Genomic DNA, 12870 nt, shown 5'->3' with positions numbered 1-12870 from the left:
TAGCCACAATTTTGTCCACTTGGCATAGTTTTTGACACATCAGCAACAATTTTGTCTACTATGCCATAAGAAAGTAATCACGTCATTGAATACAAAATGTTCCCTGCCGCATAGGCAGCTTAGAAAGATGTCCGATTCAGGCATTTCACCGAATTGTTTGTTCACTGCCGCATAGGCAGCTTAGAAATACTACAAATTTAGTTTTAGAGTAATATCTTGCATTACTGCCGCATAGGCAGCTTAGAAAAATAGGGATTTCCTTTTCTTCTGGTTCTTGTTCATTACTGCCGCATAGGCAGCTTAGAAAGGATTATTGGACATCTACGACTAACAGGTAACGTTCCCTGCCGCATAGGCAGCTTAGAAATGATGAAGAAAAAGACAATTATTGGCATATTTTGTTCCCTGCCTGCCGCATAGGCAGCAACTTAAAAATTAATAAAAAACTTCATCTCGTAAAAAAGATGAAGTTTTTTATTATAGCAATACTGAATTTTAATGACGTTTATGTACCATCAACCACCAAATAATCACTGCAAAAAAGACACTTGGTGCTAACGCGCCAATAATTGGTGGAATATTATAAACAAGACTTAATGGACCAAAAACCTCATCTAATACATAAAAAGTAAAACCACAACAGATCCCTGTCACAACACGTACGCCTGGCGTTACACTGCGTAATGGGCCAAAAATAAAAGATAACGCTAATAGCATCATCACACTAATTGAAATTGGTTGTAAGATTTTACGCCAATATGTTAATTCAAACGTTTTTGTATCCTGCCCTGTATTTTTTAGAAATTGAATATACTCCGATAAACCACTAATAGATAACATACTCGGTCGTAAGGACACTATTCCTAACTTATCTGGCGTAATGCTTGTCTTCCATGGCAGGTTTAAATAGTTTTTATTAGTAACCTTATCTTCATCTAAAATAGATTCAGATAGTTGATTAAAATGCCACTCATTATTTTTATATACGGCTCGATTAGCTTGACTAAGTTTCTTTAAATTACGTTCTTGATCAAATTGATAAATATAGATGCCTTCCAACTCATTCTCTTTTGGTACATTTTGAATATAAACAAAACTATTCCCATCTTTTGCCCAAATTGAACCTTTAACTGAAAGTAACGAACCACCTGTTAATGATTTATATCGCATCTCACGGGCAAATTGTTCGGTTTGCGGTATCCCCCATTCACCTAATGCCATATTCAATACAATCAATGGAATCGCTGTTTTCATCACTGCCATCCCAATTTGAAAACGTGAAAATCCTGATGCTTGCATTACGACTAATTCACTATTTGATGCTAATGACCCTAAACCAATCAATGCACCAAGTAATGCTGCCATTGGGAAAAAAGTTTCTATATCTTTCGGAATTGTTAATAAGGTATAAGCAATAGCCTTTAACGTATCATAATTCCCTTCTCCAATAGCTCGAAATTGCTCCACAAATTTAATAATTGCAGATAAGCCAACCAATAAGAATAAGGTAACAAAAATGGTGGCCAAAATCGTTTTACCGATATAACGATCTAAAGCATTAAACATACTAACCTCTTGCTACTTTACGTTTAAATGGTTGCACAAGTTTCGATCTAACAGATGGTAGATTTAGCATTATTCCTAATCCTAAAAATGCAACATTAACAACAATCATCCAATAATGCGCAGCTAATTTGCCATTAATTCCAGCTGTTTTTAATGAACTTTGTAATAAGAAATAAATTAAATAAAGTAATAATGCTGGTAAGATTTTGGCAAATCTTCCCTGACGAGGATTCACTTTACTTAAAGGAATAGCAATTAACATCATTAACGGCACAGCCAAAAATAGCGTAATTCGCCACAATATTTCTGCTTTTGCTTTCACTGATGAGTCTGCCAATAGTGTATAACTATCCTGCATATCTAAGTCAGATTCATCGCTTTGTGCTTGGTTAAATGTAAGAAATGCTAAATAATCAGTAAAATGGGTAATACGAAACTCTGGTAAGGTTGCACTCCCTTCAAAACGTTCGCCATTTTTAAGTGATAGAATTTGTCCTCCATCTGCTGCAGATGTAAATTTTCCTTGTTCTGCTACCACAACAGAAGGTTTAACTTTACCAATTTGCTTAGTTTGAAATAAATAAATATCCGAGAGATCCTCACCTTTAACTTTCTCCACAAATAAAACAAAATCACCTTTACTGGAAGAAATAAACTGTCCTGGTGTAATGGCAGAAGCACTCGGGTTAGCTTTAGCATTTTCAACAACTTCTACTTGTTTTTTTAACGCCCAAGGTGTCAGGTAAAGTGAGTTATATGCTGCAATACCTGCTGTAATGACAGAAAGTAATAGCCCTACTTTAATCAACGCATTTGGACCAATACCACATGCCTGCATTACGGTAATTTCACTCTCACTATATAAACGCCCTAAAGTTAAGAGTAATGCTAAGAATAGACTTAATGGCAACATTAACTGTGCCATCGTTGGCATTCCCAATCCTAATAAGGGCAAAATGACATCAACTGGAACATTACCATTCACGGCAGAACCGAGAACACGAACTAATTGTTGGGCTAAAAAAATGATGAGTAAAATGAATAAAATAGCCAGTTGGCTCTTTAATACTTCTCTAATTAGATATTTAGTTAAAATCACGTCGTTTGGCCTATGTTTTCTCTCTATTTTTACTTGATTTTTTTACAAAAAACGATACTTTAAAAGACCATTTTGTTTTGATTCCGCTGTTTTGTTTTTCCCCAAAACATTTTTTACAGCGGCATATAATACCTTGTTTCAATGCCTAACAACAATAGAAATCATAATTAAGGATGTGAATATGGAATTTAGCGTCAAAAATGGCAGTATTGAAAAACAACGTACTGCTTGTTTAGTCGTTGGTGTATTTGAACCTCGTCGTCTTTCTAGCTCCGCAGAACAGCTTGATAGTATCAGTGAAGGATATATCAGTACATTATTACGTCGAGGCGATATTGAAGGTAAAGTTGGTCAAACACTATTACTGCATCATGTGCCTAATATTTCTGCTGATCGTATTCTGCTTGTTGGTTGCGGTAAAGAAAGAGAATTAAATGATCGTCAATATAAACAAATCATTCAGCAAACCGTTAAAGTATTAAATGATACAGGTTCAATGGAAGCGGTTTGTTATCTTACAGGGTTACATATTAAAGGTCGTAATACTTATTGGAATGTGCGTTTTGCAGTCGAAGCTGCACAAGAAACATTGTATAGCTTTAATGACTTTAAGAGTATTAAACCTGAAACACGTCGTGAATTACGTAAAATTGTGTTTAATGTTCCTTCTCGTCGTGAATTGCCATTAGCAGAAAGTGCTATTCAACATGCTGTGGCGATTAGTGCGGGAATTAAAGTAACTAAAGATCTTGCTAATACTCCTCCTAACGTTTGTACGCCTCGTTATCTTGCTGATAAAGCCATTGAATTAGCACAAGACTATAAAACGATTCAAAGTCATGTTGTTGATGAACAACAAATGGCTAAATTAGGCATGAAATCTTATCTAGCTGTTTCTCAGGGTGCAAAAAATGAAGCCTTTATGTCCATCATTGAATTTAGAAATAACCCTGATCCACAAGCTAAACCAATTGTTTTAGTCGGTAAGGGATTAACCTTTGATTCTGGTGGTATTTCCATTAAACCTGCCGCTGGTATGGATGAAATGAAATATGATATGTGTGGTGCTGCTACGGTATATGGAGTAATGAAAGCAGTTGCTGAATTAAATTTACCACTAAATATCATTGGTGTATTAGCAGGTTGTGAAAATCTTCCTGGTGGTAATGCCTATCGTCCAGGTGATATTTTGACTACTATGTCTGGCTTAACAGTAGAAGTATTAAATACTGACGCTGAAGGACGTTTAGTTTTATGTGATGCGTTGACTTATGTCGAACGTTTTGATCCTGATACTGTTATTGATATTGCTACATTAACAGGTGCTTGTGTTGTTGCTTTAGGCAGTGTTAATAGTGGCTTCTTTTCACCAGTTAATACCTTAGCAAATGAGTTACAAAGTGCTGCAGATCTTTCAACTGATAAGGCATGGCGTTTGCCAATGAATGAAGAATATAATGAGCTGTTGAAGTCAAACTTTGCTGATTTAGCTAATGTTGGTGGACGTTGGGGTGGTGCAATTACTGCTGCCTGTTTCTTAGCCAACTTCACCAAAAAATATAATTGGGCACATTTAGATATTGCAGGAACAGCTTGGCAACAAGGTGCAAATAAAGGTGCAACAGGTCGTCCAGTTTCGCTTTTAGTCCAATTCTTGTTAAATCGTGCCAATATTAAATTTGAGTAATCTAAAAAGGGAAAGTGACTACAACACTTTCCCTTCACTTTTTCTACTGAAAACTTTTCTCTACTACAATACCCACAGATTTTGCTTGTGCTACTGCATCAGGTTTACGCAATTTTAAGCGAATATGTTTAATCTGGAAGTGTTGATGTAATTGCTCGATCACTTCGTAGGCAACACGCTCAATAAGCAAAAATGCCCGTTTTTCAACATAATTTAGAATAAATTCGCTCACCTCAGCATAATTTAAGCAAAATTGGACATCGTCCGTTTTTGCTGCTTGCTCACTATCCCATGCCATTTCAACATCAAAGATCAGTTTTTGCTTAATTTTTTGTTCCCAATCATAAACACCAATCTGCGTAAATGCCGTTAATTCTTCGATAAAAATATATTCTTGTGATGACATTGTGTTTTTTCCTTATTCATAACAAATTCAGGTGCGTATATTACCAATTTTGCTACAATAGGCGGAAGCCAAAATGCGTAAAAAGGAAAATGAAATGAGTCTATTTGCTATTTGTTATATGTTACTCGCCTACCTAATTGGTTCTATTTCTAGTGCAATTATTCTCTGTAAACTTTTCCAACTTCCTGATCCTCGTGAAAATGGTTCCCATAATCCTGGTGCAACTAATGTATTGCGTATTGGTGGACGTATTCCAGCACTATTCGTCCTAGTGTTTGATATTTTAAAAGGTATGTTACCTGTTTGGCTTGGTTACTATTTACACTTAACCCAGTTTGAATTAGGTATGGTAGCGTTAGGTGCTTGTCTAGGGCATATTTTTCCAATCTATTACAGATTTCGTGGCGGTAAAGGCGTGGCAACTGCTTTTGGTGCGATTGCCCCTATCGGTTGGTCAGTTGCTGGGTTTATGTTAGGTATTTGGTTATTTGTGTTTTTATTGACAGGCTATTCTTCATTAAGTGCTGTTATTGCAGCTTTAACAATTCCTTTCTATGTTTGGTGGTTTAGACCTGAGTTTACTTTCCCAACTGCACTTGTTTGCTGCCTTCTTGTCTATCGCCACCACAATAATATTCAACGTTTATGGCGTGGACAAGAAGACAAAATGTGGGATAAGTTAAAAAAGAAAACACCAAACTCCCGCAAATCTTAATTATCGCAACATAAATTTAATAGGAATTTTTTGTTCCGCGGATAAACCTATTGGTCGTTGCCCAACACTTTTTGCTTGAGATACTGCATTTAACGCTAATTGATCTAACTCATCATAACCAGAAGAACGATGTAATCGCACATTCTGGATCGAGCCATCATTCATCAAACTAAATTCAACAACGACTGTACCTTGACGACGTAACATTCTCGCTCGTTGGGAATAACGTTTATGTTTCTCTATTTCTCGGCGTAGTGCAGAACGATAAGCAGCTAATTCATCACTACTCGCACCTACACCTTGCAAATTTTGCTGGGTAGTCGTTACTGGTGCACCTTGTGCTTTAGATTGAATTTGTGGTTGAGGTTTTCGCTGATGTTCCCGTTTAATATGTTCACGTTTGTGATGTTTTTTCTTTTCCACTTTTTTAGGCGGATCTACCTCTTTTTTTTCAATAGCCTTTTTTGTAGTGGGATCAGGAATTATCTCTTTTTTCGGCTCTGGTTTTGGTTCAGGTTCTTCTTTAATTGGCTCTGGTTCCTCTTGTGGTTCAATAATTTTCTCTATGTTCTCCTCAATTTTTTCTTCTGGTAACACATTAGCAGTTAATAATTCCATTGAAATTGTCGGAGAAAGTTCTCCACTTACACTATTTGCTGTCTGATCACGATCCAATGACCAAACAGCACCTGCAAATAATGTCCCATAAAGCATAGCTGCAACATAGAAAGCTGGCTTAGTATAATGCCCTGCCATTACTGCTCTCCTTTATCCTTTACTGTTACAATCGCTACATTTTTAATTTCATTTTTACCTAGCAAATCTGTAATCGTCACAAATTCTTGGAAAGTTGCTTCTGAATCAACTTTTAATGTTACCTTTTGTGTTTTATCCCAAGAAGAAACCTCTTTTTCCAAAGCTTCTTTATCGATCGGTTTATCATTAAAATATAACTGTCCATCTTTAGTGACAGTCAATAATTTAGCCAATTCATCAGACTTAAATGCAACAGTGCTACTTGCTTTGGGTACATTCACTTTAATCTTACCTTGCGAGATAAATGAAGCGGTAATTAAGACGATTGCTAACAACACCAACATAATATCAATGAAAGGGATAATATTAATTTCATCAAACTTTTTCATTGTTACTACTGCCTATGCTTGTTGATTTTCTTGCCAAGATTTCCATTGCAAACGTTTTACTTCAACTTTTCGTCCTAGACCGTTGTAAAACATCATAGATGGGATCGCAACTAAAATACCCACTGCAGTCGCTTTTAATGCTAATGATAGATGCAACATAATCGCACTGGCATCAATATCACCACCTGATTGCCCTAATTGATAAAAGGTTAATAAAATTCCAATAACAGTTCCTAATAATCCGACGTAAGGTGCATTTGCTCCCACTGAAGAGATAATGGTGAGATGACGAGTTAAATCAATTTCTAAATCGTGACGATTTTGGTACTTTTTAATATCAATTTTATTTAAAAAGAAAATTCGCTCAATGACCATCCAGACCATCACGAAACTCATTAACGCCAACAAACCTAAAATAATGTAATCAATATACTGCTCTAAAAAGTGAAATAAGCTATCCATTTTTCTTCCTTAAAAACAAAGAAATATAAGGTGCGACCACGCACACCTTATATTCATTACACACAGAGGATCAAATTAGAATTTATATGAAATGGTAAATTTATAATTACGACCCAGTTCATTATCTACTGAGCTATAATACTGCGTACTTTGATCTTTATAGACTTTGTTAAATACATTATCGATACCCGCAGTTAATTCTAAATCAGGTAACTGCGCTGGTGACCAAGTAACATAGAGATTACTAACTGAATAACTTTCTTTATTTACTAAAGATGTTGCACTACTACGTAAATCAATACCTCTTACCCAAATGGTATTCCATCCCATTTCAACTTGTGCATTAGGTACTTGGTAACTTAATCCTAAAGTATAACGATCTCCTGTGTCAGGAAATGCAGCATAATTATGGTTCTCAACTTGCTTACTTCTTGCTCTCGCATATGTAATATGTGCAGTAATATTATTAATACTATATTTTGCTGATGCTTCTACCCCTTGTAGCACAACCTTGCCTAAATTCGCATAAATACTGCCTCCACCATTAGGATTAGCAATAGATTGGCTGATATTATCGTAATGTGTATTGAAATATTTCGCTGTAAAAGTGAGTGCATCATCTGCAGCAAATAATTGATCTGTTACATAACTAAAACCAACTTCTTTATTATCACCTTTTGTCGCTTCTAAGCTCTTATCATAAGTTAATCGGTTTGTACCACGTAAAACTATTTCTCCAGCATCTGGTCCTTTAAACAATTCTGTATAATTAGCAAATACCATAAAATCATCAGTAAGTGCATATTTTAGGCCTAGTGCTTTAGATACTCGGCTAAAATTCTTATCAAAATCATCTGCTAATTTTGCTGTATAATAGTCATAGCGAATTCCTGGGATCACACTCAATGCCCCAAAAGAAATCTGATCTTCTAAATAAAGTGAAGTATTTGATAATTTTGCATCATCAACTGTCGAATCCAATTTTTGTGAAATAGTATGATAATACTCACCACCTACAGTAATTGTGTGATGAGTACTACCTAAATCCAATTCTGATTTATTAGAAAGTGTCCCGCCATAAGTTTTAACTTTAGCTTTATCTGCACCCATCGCCCCTGTTGTTGTATCAGTGGTATAAGCATTAGCTTTCACATTGATTAGAGGATTATCACTTGGAGAATACCCATAGCCTAAAGTATAAGTATTACGTTCAATCCCTGCGTAGGCTTTATCTGGGTTTGTTGGTGCATCGCCAATACATTGTGCCATATTAGCTCGGAAACAACTAAATGCACTATTAATATAATGTTCTGCAGAGGCCTTTATCCATTGATCATTACTAATATTATATTTTGCTTTAAGTAAATAATTTTGCAATTTGCCTTTATTTGCATTTTCAACACCTGCACCATCTTCATTATTTTCTTGATGGCGATAATTGAAATAACCTAATAAATCTAAATTTCCTGCTCGCCCATACAAAGTAGTGGTTGCCTGATTAGAATCACCATTTGAACCATAGCTCCATTTTACTTTAGCACCAAAATTTTCACCTTGTCTTAATAGATCTGCTGCATCCACTGTTTCAAAACGAATTGCACCACCTAATGAACCAGCTCCATTAATGATCGAATTAGATCCCACATCAATATCTACACGCTTGAGGATTTCAGGATCAATCCCATAATTTCCTGAATGGTGGAACGCATAACCATTTTGTCTTGCTCCATCAACAGTAATCGCCAGATATTCTTCGCTCACACCACGAATATTATAACGTTGTACAACAGAACGGGCTCCATTTACATTTACGCCAGGAATTCCTCGTAGTACATCTGCCATACTTGTAGCTTGGCGGACTTTAACTGTATTTCCTGCCTTCACATTTTCTTTTTGAGGTGAAAGATTATCACTCACCACCTCTATCGCATCTAAATTGTTTGTGTCATCTGCAACAGCCATACCGCTTACTAATGCGGCTAATGGTAATAAGACAAATGTTGTTTTTTTCATGATTAAATAGCTCCTTAGGTATGTTTTTTCTATCGCTTAAATTAATGAGAACCATTATCATTAAATAAAAATCTTTTTCAAGATATTTTTGAGAATTATTCTTATTAAAATTTAAAGATATACTACATACTATGGAACACAAAAAAGAAAAGGAGATTGTTAATAAACAATCTCCTTGAATGGGTAAGATCTGCTTGTGCAGCAGTAAAGAACCAATAAAAAATTTATTGTTTTCTAAGCTATCTATACGATAGAAAAACTGTTCTTTATAAAGGATTCCTCTATTAGAACAGACTGTTTATACTAATTAAAGAATTAATTACTTTCAATCCATTCTATTATTAGATATAATCCACAATAAATTTATTTTTTGACTTTTAAAAAGTTGATCTAAAGAAAAAAATATATATAATGTTGAACAAATAGAACACCATCGCCACCTAACTTAAGAGGTTATCTATGCTAAATAAACTCATTAACAATTATCTAAAATCTTTAGCAAGCAAAAAGATAGAAGATGAACGTAAAAAGTTGGCTAAAGCCACTTCCCCAGAAGAAATCACTAAGATAGAACAAAAAATCCAAGAAATTGAACAAAAATACTTACCTGAAAACTGGCTTAATGAAGCCGCTAATCGAATGGCAAAACAAATTTCCTTTTCTACTCATTTATCAAAACCACTTCACCCCGACTCTAAAGGAAACAATGTCAATTTTAGACAAACCGTATTACATCAATTTGTTGGTTCTCAACTTGTTTCTGAAAATATTCTTGATGCGAGTGGTAACGCTGCAGCATTACCTTTAGTCGCCTTTCTAAATATAGTGGTTGATGAAAAAGAGAACTTGCTACTACGTGATTTGTTGTTAATGGATTCACCCTTATTAAAAAAGGCTTTTTCCGAAGATGAACAGTTATCGGATTTTTATAAACATCAATTTCAAAAAGCATTACTAAATGAGATTACAGAACCGATAACCTACGAAAAAAATAAACAGTTACTTTGGCCACTTGAACCCGAAAAAATAACTTCTGATCATTACCATTGTATTATCCCTTTATACCCAACTGTTTTGACACATACTATTTATAATAAAATCCAACAGTTACGCTTCTCTGAGGAAACTAAAGTTGCCAAAGAAAATCGTAAAAAAGAGAGTGATGAAGTTATTCAACAACGTTATGCCACAATCAATAATTTAGCTATCGTCAAATTAGGGGGCTCACAACCCCAGAACGTGTCATCACTTAATAACCAACAGGCAGGCAAACATTACCTACTCCCTTCTCTGCCCCCTATTTTTTCAGCGCCATACAAATTTACGAATAACACAATTTTTGACAATGATCTCTATTGGCAGTGTAAGCCATTATTTGACCAGCTATTTGATGTCGTATTAGCCGAAAAAAATGTATATACCGAACGGGATAAACGGAAGGATGCCATCACAGAAATGATCGATGTGATTTTTAGCATTGCTAAGTTCTATCAACAACGTACACCTGGTTGGAGTAAGGATTATCAATTTATGAATATTAGCCAAAAATATTGGTTAGATCCTGAAAGAGGCGAGTTAGAGGGCGAAGAAGCATTTCAACTCGAATATGATAAAGAAGATTGGCACAATGAAGTGGCAAAACAATTTGCAGGATGGGTCAATCATCATCTCAAACAACGTTTCAAAAACATTGCCTCAGACTTTTCTGCCCCTGAATTTAATGAATGGCGTAGAGTCTTTAAACGCAAATTAAGACAACAACACTAGGAGTTTTTATGTCAGAAGCAAATTTTTATCTCCTGTTTAAGCATATTAAGCTTCACCAAGCTAATGCGATTTCAAGCCCGTTAACTTACGGCTTCCCTGCTATTAGTGGGTTTGTTGGTGCTATCCATAATTTAAGCCGAAAAATGCAACAGCGTTATCCTGATGCTTCACTGAATGGAGTATTAATTGCTTGCCATCATTATGAATTGCAAGCCTATCGCCCACACCGATATGCAGATTACACATTTAAGCAAACCCGTAATCCATTGAAAAAAGACGGCAGTAATGCACCCATTATTGAAGAGGGAAAAATTCATTTAGATCTTCATCTTGTTGTAGAAGTCATGACAACACCAGACTTTCAAGATACTTTGGCTAACCCTGAAAAATCAGCAGAATTTACCCATTATCTTGGCGAACTATTAGCACAACAACGAATTGCAGGCGGGAGTGTGCTAGCAATTCCTGATGTTGAATTATTTACTCCATCAGCTAGCGATAAACTTTTACGCAGTATCCAGCCTGCATTTGTCTTGATAGAGGCAAACCAACATTTACTGGCTATTACTAAAGAACTACAAACTGGTATTAAACATCATATTGCCAATGGTGAAATTACGATGATGAAAGATGAAAATAAGCAACCGCTTTCCTCTTTCTATATGGCAAACCCAAATGCAACTGAGTTAGACGCATTGCTTGAAATCGCCTGTTTACATCATATTCCAACGCAATCCGAGAAAAAGACCGAATGGAATATTCACAGTGCCAAACAAGAACGTGGTTGGCTAGTACCGATTCCTATCGGTTACCAAGGGATCTACCCTAAATTTGAGGCTGGTGAACTACAAAACTGCCGATCCCCACACTATCCAAGTCAATATGTGGAAGTGATTTATGGTTTAGGACAATGGGTATTCCCTTATCATCTCAAAGATCGATTTAGCCAATATTTCTGGCGTTATACCCATACACAAGACAATTTATTTTTATTCACTCAAGGAGATGCACAATGACCAAACTTATTACCGCAACAGTTCTCGCATTTGAACGTCGTTTAGATATTTCTGATGCTATCTTTTTCCAAAAATCGGCAACATCAGATCAGTTATCCCCAGTAAAAATTACCGAAAAAGCAGTACGCGGCACAATCTCTAATCGCCTTAAAAAGGCGATTTCAAATGATCCAACAAAATTAGATGCCGAAATTGATAAACCGAATTTACAAACTGTTGATATTGCCGCTTTAGATCACACCAAAGATACATTGGTTGTCCAATGGAGCTGTAAAGTCCTCCCTTTTGCAGGTAAGCCAAATGTTTGTAACAACCCAGAGTATAAAGAAGCCCTAGAAACCACTATTCAAGGTTATTTAGAAAAAGTTGGTACAAAAGAATTAGCGTATCGTTATGCCTATAATATTATCAATGGTCGTTGGTTATGGCGTAATCGAATGGGGGCAGAAGAGATAAAAATTTCTGTCATATTAGGCGACAAAACCCTTGAATTTACTGATGTTAAACAACTTCCATTGAATAGTTTTACCTATCAAGATGAAAAACTGACTGAACTTGCGGAGTATATTGAACTCGGTTTTCAAGGTAAACAATTCACCCTGATTAAAGTAGAAGCAGAAGTAAAAGTGGGGGAAGGACAAGAAGTTTATCCATCTCAAGAATTAGTGCTAGATAACTCAAACAATCGAAAAAGTAAGATCCTATATCAAGTTAATGGCATTGCAGGATTGCACTCACAAAAAATTGGCAATGCCATTCGTACTATTGATACTTGGTATGATGATAATGCACAATTCCCGATTGCTGTTGAACCTTATGGTGCAGTCACTAATCTAGGACGAGCTTTCCGTCAACCTAAACAAAAAATGGATTTCTATTCGCTATTTGATAATTGGATTCTAAATGGCAAAGAACCACCATTAGAACAACAATACTATGTGATTAGTGTTCTTATTCGTGGCGGTGTTTTTGGTGCAAGCGGTAAGGACTAAAT

12 protein-coding genes and 1 CRISPR repeat array are annotated in these 12870 nt (G+C 35.7%); of the genes, 5 read left to right on the top strand and 7 right to left on the bottom strand.

Annotated features, from left to right (window positions below):
* Positions 1-103: 103 nt before the first annotated feature.
* Positions 104-367: direct repeats of the CRISPR family, unit length 23 nt; unit sequence CTGCCGCATAGGCAGCTTAGAAA.
* A 128-nt stretch (positions 368-495) separates the two neighbouring features.
* The gene (gene lptG, locus ACFFHT_RS00680; RefSeq protein WP_382372499.1) at positions 496-1566 is read right to left on the bottom strand and encodes an LPS export ABC transporter permease LptG; all 1071 of its coding nucleotides are present in this window, start codon (positions 1564-1566) and stop codon (positions 496-498) included.
* A gap of 1 nt (position 1567) precedes the next feature.
* Positions 1568-2665, bottom strand: coding sequence for an LPS export ABC transporter permease LptF (gene lptF / locus ACFFHT_RS00675; protein WP_382372497.1), 1098 nt, complete (start codon positions 2663-2665; stop codon positions 1568-1570).
* 181 nt (positions 2666-2846) lie between these two features.
* Here lptF and pepA point away from each other — a divergent pair, with 181 nt between their 5' ends.
* Complete coding sequence (gene pepA / locus ACFFHT_RS00670; protein ID WP_382372495.1) at positions 2847-4352, top strand: leucyl aminopeptidase; 1506 nt, start codon at positions 2847-2849, stop codon at positions 4350-4352.
* A gap of 43 nt (positions 4353-4395) precedes the next feature.
* Here pepA and folB read toward each other — a convergent pair whose 3' ends face one another.
* Positions 4396-4758, bottom strand: coding sequence for a dihydroneopterin aldolase (gene folB / locus ACFFHT_RS00665; protein ID WP_382372494.1), 363 nt, complete (start codon positions 4756-4758; stop codon positions 4396-4398).
* Positions 4759-4852: 94 nt separating this feature from the next.
* Between folB and plsY the strand changes: the two genes are divergently transcribed.
* Complete coding sequence (gene plsY / locus ACFFHT_RS00660) at positions 4853-5473, top strand: glycerol-3-phosphate 1-O-acyltransferase PlsY (RefSeq protein ID WP_382372492.1); 621 nt, start codon at positions 4853-4855, stop codon at positions 5471-5473.
* Here plsY and ACFFHT_RS00655 read toward each other — a convergent pair whose 3' ends face one another.
* The 4 genes from ACFFHT_RS00655 to ACFFHT_RS00640 all read right to left on the bottom strand — a co-directional run bounded on the left by ACFFHT_RS00655 (position 5474) and on the right by ACFFHT_RS00640 (position 9093).
* Positions 5474-6229 (bottom strand): energy transducer TonB, encoded by a 756-nt coding sequence (locus tag ACFFHT_RS00655; protein ID WP_382372490.1) that lies wholly within the window; start codon positions 6227-6229, stop codon positions 5474-5476.
* Positions 6229-6618: a TonB system transport protein ExbD gene (gene exbD, locus ACFFHT_RS00650; protein WP_382372489.1), complete on the bottom strand. Its 390-nt coding sequence runs from the start codon at positions 6616-6618 to the stop codon at positions 6229-6231. The genes ACFFHT_RS00655 and exbD overlap by 1 nt, the downstream gene beginning before the upstream one ends.
* A 12-nt stretch (positions 6619-6630) precedes the next feature.
* Positions 6631-7080, bottom strand: coding sequence for a TonB-system energizer ExbB (gene exbB / locus ACFFHT_RS00645; protein WP_382372487.1), 450 nt, complete (start codon positions 7078-7080; stop codon positions 6631-6633).
* A 75-nt stretch (positions 7081-7155) separates the two neighbouring features.
* Positions 7156-9093, bottom strand: a complete 1938-nt coding sequence (locus ACFFHT_RS00640) for a TonB-dependent receptor domain-containing protein (RefSeq protein ID WP_382372485.1) — start codon at positions 9091-9093, stop codon at positions 7156-7158.
* A 459-nt stretch (positions 9094-9552) separates the two neighbouring features.
* Between ACFFHT_RS00640 and csy1 the strand changes: the two genes are divergently transcribed.
* Genes csy1 through csy3 form a run of 3 tightly spaced genes read left to right on the top strand, consistent with a single transcriptional unit; the run spans position 9553 to position 12868 of the window.
* Positions 9553-10860, top strand: a complete 1308-nt coding sequence (csy1, locus tag ACFFHT_RS00635) for a type I-F CRISPR-associated protein Csy1 (protein WP_382372484.1) — start codon at positions 9553-9555, stop codon at positions 10858-10860.
* An 8-nt stretch (positions 10861-10868) separates the two neighbouring features.
* Positions 10869-11876: a type I-F CRISPR-associated protein Csy2 gene (gene csy2, locus ACFFHT_RS00630; protein WP_382372482.1), complete on the top strand. Its 1008-nt coding sequence runs from the start codon at positions 10869-10871 to the stop codon at positions 11874-11876.
* Entirely contained in the window at positions 11873-12868 is a 996-nt protein-coding gene (csy3, locus tag ACFFHT_RS00625) for a type I-F CRISPR-associated protein Csy3 (RefSeq protein WP_382372480.1), read from the top strand. The genes csy2 and csy3 overlap by 4 nt, the downstream gene beginning before the upstream one ends.
* The last annotated feature ends 2 nt before the right edge of the window (positions 12869-12870 follow it).

The organism is Gallibacterium melopsittaci (assembly GCF_042433085.1).
In the GTDB taxonomy this organism is placed as follows: Bacteria; Pseudomonadota; Gammaproteobacteria; order Enterobacterales; family Pasteurellaceae; genus Gallibacterium; species Gallibacterium melopsittaci.
This window is presented reverse-complemented; position numbering and strand designations above follow the sequence as displayed.